This window comes from Woronichinia naegeliana WA131, from assembly GCA_025370055.1.
Lineage (GTDB): Bacteria > Cyanobacteriota > Cyanobacteriia > Cyanobacteriales > Microcystaceae > Woronichinia > Woronichinia naegeliana.
Genome location: CP073041.1, coordinates 7,658,155 through 7,678,810, shown reverse-complemented (window position 1 = coordinate 7,678,810; position 20,656 = coordinate 7,658,155). Strand labels below are relative to the sequence as shown.

Sequence of the window (20,656 nt, the reverse complement as noted above, 5' to 3'; positions counted from 1 at the left end):
TTTATTTCCTCATTGCACCTAATTACAATAAAATCAGAATAGCAACAAATACAATTATTGCCACTCCAACTTTAGCGATGGGTTTACTGATAGGTAATTTCTTCTCTAATTTTAGATAGCCAAACAAGAAATAAGCTAATAAACCTCCAACTATAGCTGCCACAATCTTGGTAACTTGGCGACGGTTAATCTTTAACCAAAGACTAAGATAGGTCAACCAATCATAACTATCATGATTTACTTGAGGGAGAGAAATCACCTCCCAAGTATTCCCCCTATCAGTTGATTTATAAACATCTGTTGTTGCTGAACCAAAGCCATAAAGGGTTTTATCAACAGCGTAGGCTGGAGAAAAATGAATGGGAATACCTGCAGAAGGAACAGCATTCATCTTACCTAATTCAATGGTATCATCGCCAATTTTCGTAAAGTTTTGACCCCCATCGACAGTTTTAAATAATCCCCTGCCTTGGGTACTAATAATAAAGGTTTGATCCTTTTTATAATCAGGGGAAATAGCAACTCCTTTGGCATAAACTTCTTTACCATAGGCAGAACTTTGTATTTCTGACCAGCTTTTTCCCTGATCTTTTGTAATAAAAAGACCTTGATTTGTCCCGGCAAGAAGAGTTTTGTCTGCCTGATAGTTTGGCGAGATAGCTAACTGAATACTTTTTTTCTGGCTTAGGGGAGTTCCTTCAGTTAAAGATTTCCAAGTTGCTCCTCCATCAAGACTTTGATAAACTCCGTTAGTACCAGCAGCATATAGGGTTTTATCGATGGAAAAATTAGGAGATATTACTAGAGAGAGAGGTTCATTGGTTCGTTGATTGCCAACGTTGCTAAGGAAGGCAAAAGTTTTTCCCCTGTCTGTCGAACGAAAAATACCGCCATATTGAGTGCCGGTATAAAGCGTCTTATCAGAGGCAAAACTCGGAGAAGCAACGATTGTTAATCCCCGCAATGCCTCACCCTTAGCATCAGGCAAGGCAATTATTTTCCAATTTTCTCCTTGATTAGTTGATTTTAAAACATTAGTCCAGAGAACCGTAGCAAATAGCGTTTTATCGGCTTCATAATTAGGAGAAAAAGCAACATCAAAGAAACGGCGAGGATCCTGACTGCGTTTCTTAAAACTGTTAGTGAAACGGGGAATTTCTAGTCCTTTATGGGGAGAAATCCAGGTTTTTCCTTGATCTCGACTGATATAGATATTTCCTACGTAGGTGACTAACGCCAAAGATAAGTCGTTTTGATAGTTGGGAGAAATGGCTAAGCTAGTAATTGTTCCTTTAGATAAGGTTTCTAATTCTTGCCAATTTTTACCACCATTTGTTGATTGAAAAAGTCCATTAAAGCCACCAATGAAAATGGTTTGATCTTGGTTGAAAGCAGGAGAAACTCTGATCTTACCAAAATGAGGACTATGGAGTTCATCCGCTTGAGATTCTTTAAGCAAACCTTTGTTATTTTGAACCCAAGTTTTACCTCTATCCGTTGAGCGAAATACCGCCTCATTCCAGGTAGAAACAAATAGATCTAAGTCTTTTTTCGGCGTTGAAACAATAACAATATCTCTAATGTTTTTATCAGTAATACCTTGATTTACAGGAACAAAGGAAACTCCTCGATCGCCACTTTTTAAAACTCCCCCCTTATCCGTACCAACCAACACAGTTTTATCTTTTGAGAAGTTAGGAGAAATGGCAATGGTTGTAATTGTTCCTTGATTTTTCAGCGTCGAAAGGTTTGACCAGGTTTTTCCTTCGTCCTCAGAAATGGATAATTTTCCTTGATTGTCTCCCGCTAAAACCTGTTCTTTCTTCTCAGGAGAAAAGGCGATCGCAGTAATTTTATTATCCTTGATAACCGAAACCCAATTGTTACCTTCATCCTCGGTTCGATAGAGTCCTTTTTTATATCCCGCCGCTAAAATAATCGCATCAGACTGAGGAGAAATTTCGATGAGATCGACTTTAGAATCAGTTAATCCATTGTTAACTTTTAACCAAGAACTCCCCCCATTTTCTGACTTATAAATTCCATTTCCCAAGGAAGAAATTAATAAAAAATTGGGATTTTGGGAAGAGATGGCTAAGGATTCCAAGTCAGAACTATTATCTAATCCCTTAATCAGCCGCGTCCACTTATCTCCACCATCGGTGGATTTAAATAAGTTATCGCGGACGACAATAAATATGGCTTTATCCTGATTATATGAAGGAGAAATTTCTAATTGTGTGACGACATCGTGGGGTCTATGTGCCCAGGCCGATTGTCCGTTAACCGTGAAAAATAAGATAATTAATAGAAAGCAGAGACTAATTCTCTTAATAAGAATAAGAAATTTATTGATCATTCCGTTAAACCCTCCTTGGCTTTCCTCGCTATGGTTCAGCAATATCATACCACATTCAGCACTTCTCAATATATCTTTTTATTTTTTAACCCACCCAAAAGCCTTTTCACGAAAAACCTTCATTTGAGAACTTCATATTGATAAAGATTTTCAATTATCAGTTTTTCCTGAGAATTTTAGTTACAATTTATTACAACTAAGAATTGGTCGGTATTCTGTCCTAATCTTTACAGTGTAAGGGTTACAAGAGATATATTACTAGAACTTATCGATCAAGTGTTAAAAAGTGCTGAATGTGGGTAGCATATCATAACGACGAATGATCGTGGGCTGTCAAGCATAAGCCATTAACAAGTAGGGCGACCGCATACAAAACTTAATGCTTTTCTCGTAAAGGGAAAAAGCTTACTCAGTAAAGGTTTCAGTAAATGTTATTTGTTAGAGAGTAGAGAAGTTTAATGTCATTAAGCAAAAACTTATTGAGAATAAGCTGTTAGTCATCTAAATAGCATATAATGAAAATAAAAAGGGAGAAAAGCTATGCCAGTAAAAAACGGGTAGCAACTTAAGAAGGGACAGTAGTTAGGGTAATGGTTGTGGACTTCCGAGGTTTTCGTGAGTGTCTGGGTCGAGGTAAGTCACCCATAGTTAAAAGAATCGAGGCAAACAAGTTTGGGAAGGGCTTACCAAAAAGACGTTGGGCAGCAGTAGTGCCATCGTGACGTTGAAGATCAAAATTAGGGATGATGGTGAGAACGGTTAAGGTCTGTTCAGTGAAGCCACGATTGGCATGGTGAAGGGCGGATAAATAGCCGTTACGCCCCTCGACGGCGGAAGAAGTGCGCTGAAACTTGGAACATATCCAAATATACTAAACACGGTCACAAGTTGCGAATTTTAAAAATAAGAGATAATATAATAAAAATAAAAAAATTAGTCAAGAGGCTGAGAAATGATTAAGTTAGAATTTACAGAAGAAGACAAAAGATTGTTGTCTTACGGTCGGTTTAATCACCCGCATCCTAGAGTGCAGCTAAAGATGGAAGTTTTATCTTGCTGTAAAATTTTCGTTGATTACATCTGACGTGAGCTCGAAAGCCCTATCGTACCGTTTAACAGGATAATCTATCAACGAATTATTTACAGGTAGAGTTTTATGGCTAAAAAGTCAGGGATTGTCTCATCAAAAAATTGCTAAATTAGCAGGAGTTCCAGTAAACAAGGTGACAAGCTATATCCGTGATTATCAAGAGGGGGGTAGGGCTGATTCATTCTAACAAATCTCAATCAATCAAATCCTTATCTGGCAAGGTTTTAAGGCGATTTCTCAGAATAAATATCTGAAAATTTTTAAAAATACCTTACTTTGCTTACCCCATAAGCGATTGAAGAGAGACAAAAAAGGAATCAAACCAGAGAATGAATCAGCCCTACTTCCCTTGGCTAACTCTTCCTAATTTTTCAAATTTAGAATTGCTGACTTCTTTTGCTATTTTATCATGGGGTTCTGGGAAGTTTACCGGTTTCAATCACCAGCCATTCAGAAAGTACTGCTCAGAAAGTACCGCTCAGAAAGTACGGCGATCGCGTCCCAAAATACTGCCACATTTTACACAGAAAGATGACTGCCCATCTGATAGTATCAACGAAAAAAGTTTTATTTTCAGGGAAGTTGAGGTATGTTAATCCCTAATATTACCTCGAAAAATCCTCTGATTAGACTATCTTAAAAAAGACAAGCCATCCCTATCTGTATATCAACAAAATGACAGCTAAGATCCTTGAGATTGAAGATTTAACCGTTAACTTTGATGGTTTTAAAGCCCTCAACCAGCTTAACTTTAGTATGGATGCTGGCGAACTACGGGTGATTATTGGCCCTAATGGAGCGGGAAAAACAACCTTTCTAGATGTTATTACCGGCAAAGTTCAGCCAACCCAAGGACGGGTACTTTTTAAAGGCAAAGATATCAGAAAAACACCCGAATATAAAATTGCCTGTCTAGGTATTGGCCGTAAGTTTCAGACACCGCGTGTCTATCTCAACTTAACCGTTAGTGAAAACTTAGATCTAGCTGTCAATCGAACCAAAAATGTTTGGTCAACCCTCTTTAATAAGGCTTCTGCTGCCGAGCATCGCAGTATTGTTGGTCTCTTAGAAACCATTGGATTAACACCAAAAGCAAAACTCCCCGCCGCCCTATTGTCTCACGGCGAAAAACAACGCTTAGAAATTGGCATGTTAGTGGCTCAATCCCCTGATCTGTTACTAGTAGATGAACCCGTAGCAGGATTAACTGATGAAGAAACCGAGAATGTGGGAGCCTTACTGCTAGAACTAGCGGAAAGTCATTCCATTGTGGTCATTGAACATGATATGGAATTTGTGCGACAGATTGCGCGAAAAGTTACTGTTTTACATCAAGGTTTGGTATTATGTGAAGGCACGATGGATGAAGTTCAAAATGATGCTCGTGTCATTGAAGTTTATCTAGGTCATGAATCCAGTTTATCTCCCCATCAACTTAAACTGCTTCGCGTTATTGCTGCGGTTGCCGATGCTGATGGCAAAATTTTGCCAATAGAAATGGAGATTATTCTCGATAAATTAAGTCAAGTTTTTGCAGACAATCCCCAAGAACAGACTAAACTACGGGAAGAACTGAAGGATTATCTTCTGCAAGGGGTTGACACCAATCTAGAAGTGATGATTGCTGAGATTACGGATCCAGAAGAACGTCAACTCATTTTAAGTCTAAGTCGCCAAATTTTGGGCAGTCATGATACTCAGGATCTAGAATGGACAGCCTATCAAACAATAGTGAAGGCTTTAAATGTCCCGCTAGAGGTACTGACAAAATTGGAGTCAGAGCTAGGAACAAGTTATTCTGCTTAAAAGTTGCGATGTAAGGCTTTTATTCGTTATTTCTCAACACTTGTCTGATTAAACATTAAATTCCTAAAGTTCATGTTACAAATTTCTGATTTGAATGTTTATTACGGTGAAAGTCATATTTTACGAAATGTGGATATGACCATTCCTGATCGCCAGATGGTTTGTTTAATTGGTCGCAATGGAGTTGGTAAAACAACACTACTGAAAACGATTATGGGTTTACTGAAGCCTCGTACTGGAAAAATCACCTATGAAGGGGCAAATATTAATCCGAAAACCACTGATAATCGCGCCAGATTAGGGATTGGCTATGTTCCCCAGGGTCGTGATGTCATTCCCCGTTTAACGGTTCGGGAAAATTTATTATTAGGCATGGAAGCTAGACCCTCTGGTCGTCCTAAAAATGCGGATATTCCTGATGAAATTTTTGATCTGTTTCCGGTGCTCAAAACGATGTTATCTCGTATGGGGGGAGATCTCAGTGGGGGTCAACAACAACAATTGGCGATCGCCCGTGCCTTAATGGGAAAACCCAAATTATTACTTTTAGATGAACCCACCGAAGGCATTCAACCTTCCATTATTTTAGAAATTGAGGCGGCTGTTCGTCGTATCATTGAAGCCACCGGCATTTCCGTTCTTTTAGTCGAACAACATTTGCACTTTGTCCGTCAAGCCGATCGCTACTATGCCATGCAAAAGGGTGGAATTGTGGCATCAGGCCCGACCAAAGAATTAAGCCAAGAGGTTATTCAACGCTTTTTAGCCGTTTGATCATGGGCGATCGAGACAAGATTATCAAAGATGTTTACAAGACTAACAGCCGCTTTGAATTTGGCTGTCTCAGATGTATTTCCACGGATTTGGAACACTAACAATGGTCTATTAAGACAGTCTTTTCCCAAAGGGATAAACTTTAAAATAGTTAAGACAGAAGAGGTAAAAAAAGCTGTAAATTTAGTTAATAATCGACCTCAAAAAATTTTGACTATCAAACTCCCGATGAGGTATTCTATAATATATAATCAGGTATTATGTACTTTAAAGCTGAATGGACATTAGTTCACTACTCCTACTGCCATTTATGACGACAATGCTAAGCTCAAAACTAATTACTGAACCCATTGATAAAGCGGCTCTGACGTTAATCGGTGCGTTAAGTGTCGTCATGGCAGGGTTAGTCTGGGGAAATTTAGCTTGTCGTGACCAAGATCATTGTTGGTTAGAAAATCGTCCTAAGGTGATCGACTTTAGCTGGCAAGATCGACAATTAGGGGCAGCCGATAAAGCTTTTATTCTGACCTTTGATCGGCCCATGGATCACCAAACGGTAGAAAAAAATTTGGTCATTCATCCTCCCCTAGCAGGAAAATTTAGTTGGGCTGGCCGTAAATTGGCCTATACCTTAGATGCTCCGATCGCCTACGGTGAAAAATATCAAGTACAATTGACTGATGCGAAAGAGCATTTTTATGGTAGTCCCACCGATGGGAAAACCATGCAATCTTTCATTGGAGAATTTCGGAGCCGAGATCGCGCCTTTGCCTATATTGGTACAGAAGGCATTGAGCAAGGTCGGCTAATTTATTATAATTTAACCCAACAAAAAAAGCTATTATTAACCCCTAGTCATTTAACTGTCGTCGATTTTAAATTCAATGGCAAGGGCGATCGAGTTATATTTTCTGCGGCTGATAAAACACTCGGATTTGAAGGTTTGCGCCAATTAAAACTCTACAGTTTAGAGCTTAATCCCGAACAACTTTCCCAGTCTATCCCTGAACCAACTTTGGTTTTAGACAATAAAGATTATCAAAATAATCAATTTGATATTGCGGCTGATGGCAAAACCATTGTTGTACAACGGCTTAATCGTCAGAATCCGGCAGATTTTGATCTTTGGATGCTCAAAGAAGATGAACAACCCACACCCTTAAAAGTGATGGGAGGTGATTTTAAAATTGCGCCGGATAGTCAAAGTTTAGCGGTTGCTAGGGGAGAAGGGATTGGTATTTTACCCCTGCAAGCTGATGCTAAACCGCTCGATTTTTTACCTAAGTTTGGTCAATTACTTAATTTTTCTCCCGATGGCACGGCGGCAGCTTTGATTAATTACAATACCGATAGTTCTCAGAAACGCTACCAGCGATCGCTATTTTATGTCAATAATCGTGGTGTCCAAAAAGAATTATTAAATACTAACGGCTCTATTATTAATTGTCAGTTTACAGGGAACAATCGTCAACTCTATTGCTTACTGACGGAATTATTGGCAGGGCCAAATTATCAAGAGCGACCCTATTTCGCTAAAATCGATCTTCAAAGCCAAAAAGTCACCCCCTTAGTGGCTTTACCAGAGTATCGAGACACTAAAGTTAGTTTATCCCCAGATAGTTTGGCTTTATTATTTGATCAGGTTTTAGTCAATCGAGGCAATCAAATTAACAGTAGTTTAAGTACGGACTCAGGAGAATCAGTGGTGAGTGGTAAATTATGGCTCTTAATTCCACCACCAGAAGGAAGTCAGAAACAACCCGATCTGAAAGAGTTGCCCTTACCTGGTATTCGTCCGCAATGGGCCCCATAATTAATGATAAAATCTAAGTCATGGCCGGGATAAAATAACTGAGATTCTTAAAATAATGATGATATAAATGATATTTTATCATTACCTTATGGCCTTGTTTTTTAACTAGTCCTAAACTCCATAACCGATAGGCGATCGCCTGATTGAGTAATATAGGGTGATCGGCTGCCAGAATTCTTTTAAAAGCCATCGACAGTTCAGGGTAGTCCTTGATTATCTGTATTTGTTGATCCAGATAATGATGATAAATCCCACCTGAAATAGAAATTTCTTGCAGAAAGTCTTCTAAACTCAGAGCGGTAGTTTTGAGTTGGTATAAAGCCATTCTAATGAGATAGGGATGCCCTCCTAGCATTGCCATTAAACTATTAATTTTTTCGTCAGAGAATGATAATTGATGAATCCTAACTAAATTCTCAATCTGTTGTTTGTGAAAATCCCCTAATTCTACTAATACTCCTTGGCTTAAGAGGGTAGGATCAATCTGCCAAAAGCGAATCGTTGCCGTTGAATAAGCAATGACTAAACGTAATTTCTGCCAAGAGCTTGATGATTTAGCTTCCTCATGCCAACTTCGTATCATCCTTAAAAAAAAATGAATCATTTCTTCTTTTAAGAAAATTTGATCTAAATCATCTAAGGCTAAAACTAACGGTTCTTCTAAACTGGGTAAAATATAATTTTCAAAGTAATTTTTGCAATGATCACTACTACTCCAAATACTGGTATCCCAATCAGAAAATAGAGGATCTTCTAAATGCAATTCTTTGGCTAAGGTGAAACAGAACCACTGCAAAAAATGATGCCAGTTAACTAAAATAGGCGGTTCAACACGCCACAAATCTAAATATAAGGTTTGATAGGATTCTAATTTAGCCTGATCAAGAATTTTTTTTAATAAAGAAGTTTTGCCCATCCGTTGCGGCGATCGCACTTGTAATAAGGCTCCAGGTTGACGAATAACCTGATAACAAAAGGATTCAATTCCACGTTCCTGATAAAAGGGAGAATTGGGCGGAACAGAACCTTCAGGAAAGGGAAAATCAGTTAATGGGATGGATGCGATTGAGAAAGAAGAACTTTCTATCTGAAATTGATTTTGATGAATTTGTTCTAAGACACTTTTAAAATTAGTCTTCGTAACGTCTTTTTTGAGTACTATTGACAATTTATGCCATAACTTTGGCCCAACATCTCCCCGCAAATAATTAACAGAAAGATGGTGTTTTTGAGAGATTTGCTGATAGTTTAAGCCATCCCAACTATCCTGTAATAGGTTTAATTGAATTTCCTTTAATGATTCACCAAAATGGGCAAAAATAGCTTCTTCTATCATTTGCTTTGCCTGTTCCCAAGTAAAGGTCAATCTTGAATTCATGAAAGGACTTAAATTAGACAATACTTGAGAAAAATAATTAGCAAAGTGATGAAAATACCCTTAATAATCGATCTATCGGAATATTATTAATGTTTGTTGACTTGAGAATAGGCTCTATAGTTTCCAGAGAATTTCGCTATCTGGTCTATCCCTGAAAGTTGCCCCAGGATCCTATAGCAGAAAAGTTTGCCTAGAACTGTTGAAAATAAAGACTTTAAGATTCATCTCACATAATTAGAGCGTTTGAACCCAGCTATCTAAGTATTTTTCCAGATCTTTCAAGTCATTACAAACCTGAGCCTCAAGCTAAATCAGCTTACTTTCAAATCATACATTTCTGAAATGAGATGATCGAATATCTGGATTCTATGCTGATATTTAAATGACTACGCCTAATTTCTGAAAAAATTTTATAATTGCTTGCCAACTCTTACCATAATTTATTTAAATATTGAATGCTCTAAAATTATCTTTAGAGAGTAAGTGAAGCTTAAAAAATCTTTATACGATAAGGGTTTATAAACCTGATCGGAGAAATTAGTGCATCAACTCAGAAGCACTTAAGTTAATAAGTTTCTAGACAATTCTAGAAATACAGATAAATATCCTGACTTTATTGATTTAATGAACATATTTTTTCGATGTTCAGCAGCTTTTAATCAGACAACAACGTAGATTTACTTAGAGACTATAGTGCATATAAAAATACAGATATTTGGGTATTGAATTATATGAATTTTAACGACAGAATGAAATTTAAAGAGACCTAGACTGTTTAGGTATTTCAGAACGAGATCTAGATTATGGAGGAATCCAATGTTTGTTAAGCAGAGAAATAATTTGGACGCTTTAGCCCTCTTTCATTCTTCTCCTATAACTTCCTTAAATCGTCCCTTTTCTTCATTTCATCAGGACAAAACAACCCTTGAGAAAACTCATACTTTATTTTGGCAAAATTGGTTACAGTTCCAACCCTACTTAGGGCTTGCTGAAAAAAGCTGAAACCTTTACGGAGAAAAATAGTAGGCGAATTAAGAACCGCTAGAATGCACGAAAATAGGGTAGAATGCCTCAAAACCATTGCATTAAGAAGAGAGAAAGCAGATGTACCGAAAGCAACAGTACTCAATTGAAACACCAGAAAACTTGAAAAATCTGTTCGGCGGGCAGTTAGACGAAGAAAATCGTTGGATAGAAATGTCAAAAATGATTCCCTGGGAAGAATATGAGGAAGAATATGCAAAAAACTTCACAGAAAAAAAAGGAGCCCCAGCCAAATCATTTAGAATGGCATTAGGAGCATTAATTATCAAAGAAATTTCAGGAAAAAGTGACAGAGAAACAGTAGAACAAATAAAAGAGAACCCTTATTTACAGTACTTTATAGGAATGGAAAGCTATAGTAGCAAAGAAGCATTTAATGCGTCAATGATGGTTCATTTTCGTAAAAAAATAGGAATGGAATTAATAAATAAAATTAATAAAGAAATAGAAAAAAAGCGACGGGTGTAGCGTCAGAAAAAAAAGAAAATGAAGGAAAGTTATTGTTAGATGCGACTTGTACACCAGCAGATATAAAATATCCAACGGATATAGGAATATTGAATGATGCCAGAGAAAAAACAGAAAAAATAATAGATAAGCTGTATGAAGAAATAAAAGAGAAAAGGAAAGAAAAGCCGAGGACTTATAGGGAAGTGGCAAGAAAAGAGTACTTAGCCATAGCAAAAAAACGTCGTGTGTCAAAAAAAGAAAGAAGAAAAGGAACAAAAAAACAACTAGGATATATAAAAAGAAACTTGTCTGATATAGAAAAAATGATAGAAGAGGGAGCAAAGTTAGAAAAACTAACGAAAAAAGAGCAAGAAGAGCTTGTAACGATAGGAAAAGTGTATGAGCAACAGTTAGAAATGTATGAAAAAAAGACAAATAAAGTAGAAAACAGAATTGTGAGTGTAAGCCAACCTCACGTGCGTCCAATAGTGCGTGGAAAAGCGGGAAAAGCAGTAGAGTTTGGAGCTAAAATATCGGCAAGTAATGTGAATGGCTTTGTCTTCTTAGACAAATTAAGTTGGGATAATTACAACGAATCGGGAGATTTACAAGCGCGAATAGAAGAATATAAAAGGGAAACAGGATGTTATCCGGAATCGGTTCATGTGGATAAAATCTATCGAACAAAAGCGAATCGAGCTTATTGTAAAGAAAGGGATATAAGAATGAGTGGTCCCCGATTGGGAAGACCGCCGAAAGAGGTGAGCAAAGAAAAAAAGAAAGAGGCACGCTCAGATGAAAGAGTGCGTAATGCCATTGAGGGTAAATTCGGACAGGGAAAGAGGAAATTTAGTCTTGGTCGAGTGATGGCCAAACTACCTGAGACCTCGGAAACGGTAATTGCGATGAACTTTTTGGTAATGAATCTTTCTACTCTACTTCAGAAGACAAAAAGTAAAAAGTTGTAGAGTCGTTTTTCTTGTGAAAAATGGTGTTAATTTTCCTCTCTTTTGTGAGGAGTGATTTGTGTTGACCTTTTTAGACAGAAAGGAACAATAGATTAAACAAAATCTGTATTTTGATTTGTTTCCATAAGGATAAGTTATCTATGCTTTTTCAGTCCATACTTCCCTAACCCACATTTCTTTCGTTTTTTGACTTTTTCAGCAAGCCCTACTTATATCGCTGTTGCTTAAAATGGCTCAACTATAACCCCGATCTAAGTCAGGACTTACTCCACCAGGGAATGTTGAAGGCTTACCAAACAGCAATTCCAAATTCAGAATGTAGTCCAAGATACAAAAGCCTTGAAGTGCTTACGGTCAAGGGGTTTTGTATCAATATGTGGAATCAGCGTAATGCTCTATTTAGTGATTGATCAAGTTTGTTTGCAGGTTGCTGACTCTCCAAGAGGCTAAGATTCGAGGAGGAAGTACGAAAAACGTCAGAAATCAGCGAAATCTCTTTTAACTGCATAAAAGCGAGATAACGTCTGTATCTTATGTTACTGTTTGAATTTGGAATTGCTGCTTACCAAAAGTTTTCTCGTCACTTTGAACGCATTTATTGTATTAAAGCCTGGTTGCGACAGTTACTATTTCATCTTTATTTAGACCAGTATCGCAAAACTCATTCTTCTCCACTTTTCACGGAATTACTGGAGGATAATGTGACGAATGACCGGTTTTTATCTCCCCTATCTGCTGTCCTTAAACAAGAGCTAGAAGAAAAATTTCAGCAATCTGTCCTTCATTTACCTCCAACGCTCTATCGATCTTTTTATTTACGTTTCTACGAAAAACAATCCTATACCGATATTGCGCGATCGCAGTCTATCTCGGTTTGTAATGCACGGAAACGGGTGCAGTTGGCGCGGACAAAACTGAAACAGGAGCTTAAAGCCTATCTATGTGACGAAATGTAACAATTTTTCACACCTTTTCTTCTCAAATCCAAATCTAGTAAATCTGCTCAAAATAAAATTCACAGTTGACCTTCTCAACTGTCTAGAGAATAGAGCAATCCCCTCTTAATTAGGAATTATTTTTTATGACCCAATTACCAGGAATCGTCCAGGGCGCACCCAACAAATCTCTCGGTTTCGATGCCGACAGTGTTATTTCCCAAGCAACGGCCCAGCAATTTGCCAGTCAAGGTTACAAGTTTTGTATTCGCTATCTCTCTCTCAGTGAAGGGGAAGCTCGAGGCGATTTGACTTATCAAGAAGCTTTAGGCATTTTGCAGGGAGGCTTGGCTCTCATGCCCGTCCAACACGTTTCCGCAGGGCGAACGCACCTAAAAATGATACAGATACAAGAACATTATAGAGGGATGGATAAGGGAAAATAAGGGAAAGTGCATAGAAAACAAAAGCGATGAAACTCCGACCCAAATATAGACTGGTAGAACACTTTGCCGAAATAGATGACCCTCGCATCGAACGAACAAAACGGCATAAACTCATTGATATACTGAACACGGTCACAAGTTGCGAATTTTAAAAATAAGGTAATCGTTCGGAGGGAGTGTAACAGCTACTGAGGTAACAAAGAAGGAGGAGTGGTTCCTTTGCGATTAGCTCTAACTGCGTCAGTCATAAATTCTAAAATATTGCGATTCTGAGAGGGTGCGACCTTTAGTTGATGAAGAAAAAGAAAAGTGTTAACATGAGATGAAAAGTGACAAAGAGGAAACAATGATGACAGCAAAACTAATTAATGTAGAGGGTTCAAAGATAAAAATAGAACTAACATTAGAACTCAGTCGTTCAATGTTGGATACAGAAATAAATATTCAAAAAGGCTTAAACGAAGTAGGTTGCATCGCCAGCAAAGAAGCCTTGAAATATTTAGATACAGATGGTTCACCCTTAAAAATCGGTGAAGAAATCTGGAAGAGTAAGGGAGAGCAACCGAAAGAATATCAAACACCTTATGGTGAGGTTATAGTGAATCGTCATGTATATCAGCGTTCACCTTTGAGGAAAAACGTATTGCCCCTTAGAAAGAGAAGCAAGGATAATCATAACATCAACGCCATTATTGGCAAAACAGGTATCCTCAAAAATGTCAGGGATGGCAGGCAAAGAGGTGAAAAATGATTTATTAGAAAATCATGGTAGAAAAGTAGCGCTATCCTATATCCAAAGATTGAGTGAAGCAGTAGGAAGTGTGGTACAGGCAAAAGAAGAAGCGTGGAGTTATGCCCCGCCCAAGGAGGATAGCCAAATTGCAACAGTGGGAATAGGATTAGATGGAACCTGTATGCTGATGTGTGAGGATGGCTACCGTGAAGCAATGGTGGAAACCGTTTCCCTATACGATAGTGAGGGAGAACGCCAACAGACAATCTATCTAGGTGCGGCACCAGAGTACGGAAAAAAGAGTTTTCTAGAAAGATTGGAAAGAGAAATTGAGCGAGCGAAAAACCGTTATCCAGAGGCAAAATTTGTCGGTATAGCAGATGGTGCAGAATCAAATTGGAAGTTTTTAGAAAAGCAGACGGAAGAACAGATATTAGATTTCTATCATGCCTCTGGTTACTTAGGAGCGTTGGCAGAAGCGTTGCATCCGAATACCGTGTCAAAACAAAAAGAATGGTTGACTGAAAATTGTCGAGAACTCAAGCATGAAAAAGGAAAAGCAGGAGAACTGCTAAATCTGATGAAAGAAGTCAAAGAAGAAAAAAGTCATTCTAAGAATCTTACCGAGAAACTACAAGCGGCGATTACTTATTACGAGAATCATCAGCATCAAATGGATTATGCTGAATACTTAGAGAAAAAGTATCCGATTGGTTCAGGTGTTACGGAAGCAGCTTGTAAGACGTTGGTCAAACAACGATTATGTTGTTCAGGAATGCGATGGAAGGAAAAAGGAGCAGGAATTATTTTGAGCCTACGAGCTTTGGTATTGACCAAGGAACGATGGAGTCAATTTTGGGCAAAACTTGATCAATATGGGTTCCCTGTAGAACCCTGATTACAACAGCTTTTATCAACTAAAGGTCGCACCCCCTTGATTCGATATAGATTTTCATGCTGACTTACCCACTTCGACCATCCCAAGGTCAGTCCTTTGACGTTAAATGCCTTGGATTCAAACCAATGTAGTGCCTGATGGTAGTAGCTCTCTGTTAACCCTAAGGCATTGACATAGCTTGTTATTGCGCTCGGTTGGCTGTTGAGCACTACTCCCCAGGCTAATAGGATAAACCATTGGTACGTTGCTTCTCGGCTAAAGGCGGGACGGAGATTCTCTAGGATTTGCTCTAGTCGCTGACATAGTTGCATAATTGATAGATAGCACTGGCTATCGATTTTCTATATCAGCCAGTTTCGGACATAACGGCACTCTTGGGTATCGCATGTCCGATTTTCTTTTCTCACTTACCCTGCTCGAGAACTTCCCACTGTCCAGATTTTTACTGTTGATTCTATCTAAGACAAGACTCCATTTTAGAACTTTATTGACATTTTTTATCCTTGCCCGAAATCAATGCACAAGTACCGATACCAGCTCGCGTGAACTAGTGCTCCTCTTCGACAACCTGCGGAATGTGGGTTACACCATAACTTTTTCCAACTTTGATCAGACGATACCAGTTCCACAAAACGCTCAAAGGCTTCTACCTTGTTTAAAATCTGAGTCTGAACAGCTTGAGGATAGTCACTGAGGATAAGATTGCTGGGCCAGGTAGGTAAAGTAGGAAGACCCTTAAGCCAAAAACGATAGGCAAAGCTGCCCAAAAGATGGACTAATTGACGAAAAGTGACTTCAATCTTAAATCGGAGACCGTAGGCAGCAATAATCTCAGGTCCAGTCAAACAGAGGTCAGTAGAAAGCAGAATCAGTCGTCGTCCGTTAGGCAATTGGGTCAGAACAAACTTGACGAGCTGATGGGGACTATCCCAGTAGAACTCAAAGCACTGATAAGAAACCGTGACTTGTTGACCATAGAGCCAGACTTTGGCCGTCGGAAAGTCCGCCACCAGAGCGAACAGACTTGCTAGTTTTATCGAACTCCCCCAAATCCGTGGTCGTCCTCTCCCCGTCAGTGTCGGCACGGAACAAAAGGGGGCATAGGCGACTGTAGAGCAACGCACTCTTGTGATTAGATGCAAGGCGTTCTGGCGAAAACTTTTGAGCACTGGTTTGCAAGCGAAATAAGCATCCAAAATTACATAGGGCTTGCTGAAAAAGTCAAAAAACGAAAGAAATGTGGGTTGGGTGTGACCTTTAGTTGATGAAGGAAAAGAAAAGTGTTAACATGGGATGAAAAGTGACAAAGAGGAAACAATGATGACAGCAAAACTAATTAATGTAGAGGGTTCAAAGATAAAAATAGAACTAACATTAGAACTCAGTCGTTCAATGTTGGATACAGAAATAAATATTCAAAAAGGCTTAAACGAAGTAGGTTGCATCGCCAGCAAAGAAGCCTTGAAATATTTAGATACAGATGGTTCACCCTTAAAAATCGGTGAAGAAATCTGGAAGAGTAAGGGAGAGCAACCGAAAGAATATCAAACACCTTATGGTGAGGTTATAGTGAATCGTCATGTATATCAGCGTTCACCTTTGAGGAAAAACGTATTGCCCCTTAGAAAGAGAAGCAAGGATAATCATAACATCAACGCCATTATTGGCAAAACAGGTATCCTCAAAAATGTCAGGGATGGCAGGCAAAGAGGTGAAAAATGATTTATTAGAAAATCATGGTAGAAAAGTAGCGCTATCCTATATCCAAAGATTGAGTGAAGCAGTAGGAAGTGTGGTACAGGCAAAAGAAGAAGCGTGGAGTTATGCCCCGCCCAAGGAGGATAGCCAAATTGCAACAGTGGGAATAGGATTAGATGGAACCTGTATGCTGATCTGACTTTTCCCGTTAAGTGCGGATTGCAAGCTGCCAGCCTTGGCAAAGGTCATGCAACTTCAACCAACCGCGCCAAAGGACTTGGATACCGAGAGGAGTTTTACGACGATGTTCAAGATAACCACCAAGAAAAGCAACAGACTCGACAGCCCAAGCAACAGTCAAAATAGGGGGAAGTTTTTGAGAGGCGGCTGCTTTTAACACCTGAAGTTGAAGAGGATTAAGAATTTCAATCGCGAGAGCATCGGGCTGGGTACGATGAAGATAAGTAACGTGTAAAAGTTCAACAGCAATGACACTTAAAAAACCCAAAAGAGTTTTCATTCCATCAGAGGCAAGTCGATAACGCTCACTCTGACAACCAGACTTAAGGACTTTATGAAATTCTTCAACCCGCCATCGGTAGGTGTACCAACGAAGAATAGTGACAGCCATCTCAATAGTCTCAACAACTTCTGTAGTCAGAAGCATCCAAGATAAAGGAGTTTCGCCTTCGGGACAATCGATTTCTGTCGCATAAACAGCATAGACATTCAACGGGTCACGATTATCAAAACGATAGGGAGTTCGTAGATTAACTGAGCAAAATCGGACGGCAAGCTTAACCTTCCGTGCTTTTCTTTTTCCTGTACTCGGAATCTCGATTTCTTGATGAAAACGAATCGGTTCTGATTCCAAATGTTGCCAAAGTCGTTCACTATTTTTGTCTAAACTACGATTATGAGACGCTCTGACCAGCACTCCTGTATGCTTGAGTTGACGCACTGAGTCAAAGACTTCTGAAACATCTCCTTCTCTGTCAAATACATGAATTACCCTCGTTGAACTTTCTACCTGTTTCTCACAGGTGTTTAGAGCCTCTACCCATTTGTAGGATTCTTTTTCCTCAAATGGTCTTTGACGAGCTGCTTTTCTTTGTTCTTTCTGTCTTTCTTTTTTCTGCTTCGCCGTTTCATCTGTTGGGGGCTTTTCTTTTACCTCCCTATTCCACAGTTTTTGCCATAATAAACCTAATACTTGTCCTTTTTCTGGCTCAATTGCTAAAGCACTATGCAGTATTAATCCATTCCCTCCTTTTCCAGTCGGCCCATACCCTTCCCTTTTTTCCTTGATATTGCGATAATCTAAGAAGGTCGTATCTCCGACTGATAGCATTATCTTATATTCTTCTACGGCGGCAGTTGTCATTTCACAGTGCGGCTCTATTATCTTGACAAAGTCTGTTTTCGGATTCCCAAAAATTCATAGGCCCTCTTTAACTCGTTTCCTCCCTTAAACACTTCTGATAAGGCTTTTCCAAACCCCTCACTTAACTTTTTCCCAATCGAGAAGGCACGATTGTTTAGCCTCTCGTCTCCCAATTCACAACTGGCAAAGTTTTTTGTCCACCATTCCAACATTTTTTGACCTGCCCTTTAAGATTTTCTCCATTTTACAGTCTCATACTCCCTTCATCCTTTGTTTTTGAAATTTGAACGATAAGCGGGATGATGGCTTCAGAATATTTTTTTCCTGTCAAGAGAATCATTACTCAAACCCTTGCCAGATAAAGCCTCTAGAAGTTTGCATTGCTGGATTTTGGACTTAACGGGAAAAGTCAGGTATGCTGATGTGTGAGGATGGCTACCGTGAAGCAATGGTGGGAACCGTTTCCCTATACGATAGTGAAGGCGAACGTCAACATACAATCTATCTAGGTGCGGCACCAGAGTATGGAAAAAAGAGTTTTCTAGAAAGATTAGAAAGAGAAATTGAGCGAGCGAAAAACCGTTATCCAGAGGCAACATTGGTCGGGATAGCAGACGGGGCAGAATCAAATTGGAAGTTTTTAGAAAAGCAAACGGAAGAACAGATATTAGATTTCTATCATGCCTCTGGTTACTTAGGTGCCTTGGCAGAAGCGTTGCATCCGAATACCGTGTCAAAACAAAAAGAATGGTTGACTGAAAATTGTCGAGAACTCAAGCATGAAAAAGGAAAAGCAGGAGAACTGCTAAATCTGATGAAAGAAGTCAAAGAAGAAAAAAGTCATTCTAAGAATCTTACCGAGAAACTACAAGCGGCGATTACTTATTACGAGAATCATCAGCATCAAATGGATTATGCTGAATACATAGAGAAAAAGTATCCGATTGGTTCAGGTGTTACGGAAGCAGCTTGTAAGACGTTGGTCAAACAACGATTATGTTGTTCAGGGATGCGATGGAAGGAAAAAGGAGCAGGAATTATTTTGAGCCTACGAGCTTTGGTATTGACCAAGGAACGATGGAGTCAATTTTGGGCAAAACTTGATCAATATGGGTTCCCTGTAGAACCCTGATTACAACAGCTTTTATCAACTAAAGGTCGCACCCTGTGGGTTGTGGGTTAGGGAAGTATGGACTGAAAAAGCATAGATAACTTATCCTTATGGAAACAAATCAAAATACAGATTTTATTTAATCTATTGTTCCTTTCTGTCTAAAAAGGTCAACACAAATCACTCCTCACAAAACTGGACAGTGGGAAGTTTATGGATGGCAGAGAAGGTAATGACTATGCGGCCAAAGTAAGTCTATCAGGACTTGGAAAAGGGTCAAGTTTAGCGGCAAGGAATTTAGGCAAAAGCAGACTAGGTGGACTTTGAGGAAAAATCATTGGGGCTTGATGTTGGATGGCTAGTTGAGCAATGCGTTCACTAGGATAGCCATGGGAGGGTAGAGTCCGAAACCAGCGAGGGAAATTAGCCCAAATCCCCTGGGGTAACTCTAAGGAAAGAATTTGAAGTAAGCCGAGAACAATGACATGAAGATTAACAAAACGCTCAAAGGCTTCTACTTTGTTTAAAATCTGAGTCTGAACAGTTTGGGGATAGTCAGGGAGGATAAGATTGCTAGGCCAGGTCGGTAAAGTAGGAAGAGCCTTAAGCCAAAAACGATAGGCAAAGCCGCCCAAAAGATGGATTAATTGACGAAAAGTGACTTCAATCTTAAATCGGAGACCGTAAGCGGCAATAATCTCAGGTCCAGTCAAACAGAGGTCAGTAGAAAGCAGAATCAGTCTTTGTCCGTTGGGCAATTGGGTGAGGACAAACTTAACGAGCTGATGGGGACTATCCCAGTGGAACTCAAAGCACTGATAAGAAACGGAGACTTGTTGACCATAGAGCCAGACTTTAGCGGTGGGAAAATCCTCCACAAGAGCAAACAGGCTTTCTAGTTTTATTGAACTCCCCCAAAGCCGTGGTCGTCCTTTCCCCCTCAAGGTCGGAACGGAAGAAAAGGGAGCATATGCCACTGTAGAGCAACGCACTCGGGTGATGAGATGCAAGGCATTTTGGCGAAAACTTTTGAGCACTGCTCCACAAGCGAAGTAAGCATCCAAAATCACATAGCTTCCCGCCTCTGCGTAGGTAGTGCAAAGCTCCCCCATTTTCGTGACTAGAGTAGTCTTCTCTTTTTTGCTGCCTTTTTTCCCTTCCTTTGCCGTTGCTTTGGACTTGATGCCATCGTCTAGCCGCAACACTAAGGGCAAGGCAAAGCAGGCTTTTCCTGCTCCCACCAAAACACTCAAGGCATTGAAGTAATGCCCCCTTATCCATTCTGGCTTCGCCACATTTCCGGATTCTTGGTGTAGTCGTTTTACCCCTGGCATCTTGCGCCCTTCTTTCCCCACTTTGATTCCATCCCCCACATACACTCGTTTTTCCTTGATTCGATATAGATTTTCATGCTGACTTACCCACTTCGACCATCCCAAGGTCAGTCCTTTGACGTTAAATGCCTTGGATTCAAACCAATGTAGTGCCTGATGGTAGTAGCTCTCTGTTAACCCTAAGGCATTGACATAGCTTGTTATTGCGCTCGGTTGGCTGTTGAGCACTACTCCCCAGGCTAATAGGATAAACCATTGGTACGTTGCTTCTCGGCTAAAGGCGGGACGGAGATTCTCTAGGATTTGCTCTAGTCGCTGACATAGTTGCATAATTGATAGATAGCACTGGCTATCGATTTTCTATATCAGCCAGTTTCGGACATAACGGCACTCTTGGGTATCGCATGTCCGATTTTCTTTTCTCACTTACCCTGC

The 20,656-nt window shown here is 39.5% G+C and carries 16 protein-coding genes and 4 pseudogenes; 12 read left to right on the top strand and 8 right to left on the bottom strand.

Going from position 1 to position 20,656, the window contains the following annotated elements:
• Positions 1 to 22: 22 nt before the first annotated feature.
• Entirely contained in the window at positions 23 to 2,428 is a 2,406-nt protein-coding gene (locus KA717_39135; protein ID UXE61311.1) for a hypothetical protein, read from the bottom strand.
• Positions 2,429 to 2,924: 496 nt separating this feature from the next.
• The gene (locus KA717_39130; protein ID UXE64922.1) at positions 2,925 to 3,221 is read right to left on the bottom strand and encodes a DUF6399 domain-containing protein; all 297 of its coding nucleotides are present in this window, start codon (positions 3,219 to 3,221) and stop codon (positions 2,925 to 2,927) included.
• Positions 3,222 to 4,124: 903 nt separating this feature from the next.
• Between KA717_39130 and urtD the strand changes: the two genes are divergently transcribed.
• From urtD to KA717_39110, 4 genes and pseudogenes are all read left to right on the top strand, one after another.
• Positions 4,125 to 5,255 (top strand): urea ABC transporter ATP-binding protein UrtD, encoded by a 1,131-nt coding sequence (gene urtD / locus KA717_39125; protein ID UXE61310.1) that lies wholly within the window; start codon positions 4,125 to 4,127, stop codon positions 5,253 to 5,255.
• 72 nt (positions 5,256 to 5,327) lie between these two features.
• Positions 5,328 to 6,029 (top strand): urea ABC transporter ATP-binding subunit UrtE, encoded by a 702-nt coding sequence (urtE, locus tag KA717_39120; GenBank protein UXE61309.1) that lies wholly within the window; start codon positions 5,328 to 5,330, stop codon positions 6,027 to 6,029.
• A gap of 93 nt (positions 6,030 to 6,122) precedes the next feature.
• A pseudogene (locus tag KA717_39115) lies at positions 6,123 to 6,280 on the top strand (IS30 family transposase).
• Between the two features lie 68 nt (positions 6,281 to 6,348).
• On the top strand, positions 6,349 to 7,842 hold the full coding sequence (locus KA717_39110; protein ID UXE61308.1) for an Ig-like domain-containing protein: 1,494 nt from the start codon (positions 6,349 to 6,351) through the stop codon (positions 7,840 to 7,842).
• Between the two features lie 13 nt (positions 7,843 to 7,855).
• Here KA717_39110 and KA717_39105 read toward each other — a convergent pair whose 3' ends face one another.
• The gene (locus tag KA717_39105) at positions 7,856 to 9,208 is read right to left on the bottom strand and encodes an AAA-like domain-containing protein (GenBank protein ID UXE61307.1); all 1,353 of its coding nucleotides are present in this window, start codon (positions 9,206 to 9,208) and stop codon (positions 7,856 to 7,858) included.
• Between the two features lie 1,116 nt (positions 9,209 to 10,324).
• Between KA717_39105 and KA717_39100 the strand changes: the two are divergent.
• The 5 genes and pseudogenes from KA717_39100 (at position 10,325) to KA717_39080 (ending at position 14,694) form a co-directional block, all read left to right on the top strand.
• A pseudogene (locus KA717_39100) lies at positions 10,325 to 11,661 on the top strand (IS5 family transposase).
• A 554-nt stretch (positions 11,662 to 12,215) separates the two neighbouring features.
• Entirely contained in the window at positions 12,216 to 12,638 is a 423-nt protein-coding gene (locus tag KA717_39095; protein UXE61306.1) for a sigma-70 family RNA polymerase sigma factor, read from the top strand.
• A gap of 125 nt (positions 12,639 to 12,763) precedes the next feature.
• Positions 12,764 to 13,063, top strand: a complete 300-nt coding sequence (locus tag KA717_39090) for a DUF1906 domain-containing protein (protein UXE61305.1) — start codon at positions 12,764 to 12,766, stop codon at positions 13,061 to 13,063.
• A 26-nt stretch (positions 13,064 to 13,089) separates the two neighbouring features.
• Positions 13,090 to 13,188, top strand: a pseudogene (locus KA717_39085) (transposase family protein).
• Positions 13,189 to 13,412: 224 nt separating this feature from the next.
• Positions 13,413 to 14,694: pseudogene (locus tag KA717_39080) on the top strand (ISKra4 family transposase).
• Here the strand turns inward: KA717_39080 and KA717_39075 are convergent.
• On the bottom strand, positions 14,667 to 15,005 hold the full coding sequence (locus tag KA717_39075; protein ID UXE61304.1) for a hypothetical protein: 339 nt from the start codon (positions 15,003 to 15,005) through the stop codon (positions 14,667 to 14,669). The pseudogene KA717_39080 and the gene KA717_39075 overlap by 28 nt on opposite strands.
• A gap of 186 nt (positions 15,006 to 15,191) precedes the next feature.
• On the bottom strand, positions 15,192 to 15,890 hold the full coding sequence (locus KA717_39070; GenBank protein ID UXE61303.1) for a hypothetical protein: 699 nt from the start codon (positions 15,888 to 15,890) through the stop codon (positions 15,192 to 15,194).
• 97 nt (positions 15,891 to 15,987) lie between these two features.
• On the opposite strand from KA717_39070, the gene KA717_39065 reads away from it, so the two are divergent.
• Together KA717_39065 and KA717_39060 are read left to right on the top strand one after the other, a co-directional pair.
• Entirely contained in the window at positions 15,988 to 16,416 is a 429-nt protein-coding gene (locus KA717_39065; GenBank protein UXE61302.1) for a hypothetical protein, read from the top strand.
• Positions 16,382 to 16,591, top strand: a complete 210-nt coding sequence (locus tag KA717_39060) for a hypothetical protein (protein ID UXE61301.1) — start codon at positions 16,382 to 16,384, stop codon at positions 16,589 to 16,591. Before KA717_39065 ends, KA717_39060 begins: the two co-directional genes overlap by 35 nt.
• A 9-nt stretch (positions 16,592 to 16,600) precedes the next feature.
• On the opposite strand, the gene KA717_39055 is transcribed toward KA717_39060, so the two are convergent.
• Positions 16,601 to 17,776 (bottom strand): IS4 family transposase, encoded by a 1,176-nt coding sequence (locus KA717_39055; GenBank protein UXE61300.1) that lies wholly within the window; start codon positions 17,774 to 17,776, stop codon positions 16,601 to 16,603.
• Between the two features lie 17 nt (positions 17,777 to 17,793).
• Entirely contained in the window at positions 17,794 to 17,988 is a 195-nt protein-coding gene (locus KA717_39050; GenBank protein UXE61299.1) for a transposase, read from the bottom strand.
• A 203-nt stretch (positions 17,989 to 18,191) separates the two neighbouring features.
• On the opposite strand from KA717_39050, the gene KA717_39045 reads away from it, so the two are divergent.
• Positions 18,192 to 18,908, top strand: coding sequence for a hypothetical protein (locus KA717_39045; GenBank protein UXE61298.1), 717 nt, complete (start codon positions 18,192 to 18,194; stop codon positions 18,906 to 18,908).
• A gap of 215 nt (positions 18,909 to 19,123) precedes the next feature.
• Here the strand turns inward: KA717_39045 and KA717_39040 are convergent, their stop codons facing one another.
• Positions 19,124 to 20,551, bottom strand: a complete 1,428-nt coding sequence (locus KA717_39040; GenBank protein UXE61297.1) for a transposase — start codon at positions 20,549 to 20,551, stop codon at positions 19,124 to 19,126.
• Between the last annotated feature and the right edge of the window lie 105 nt (positions 20,552 to 20,656).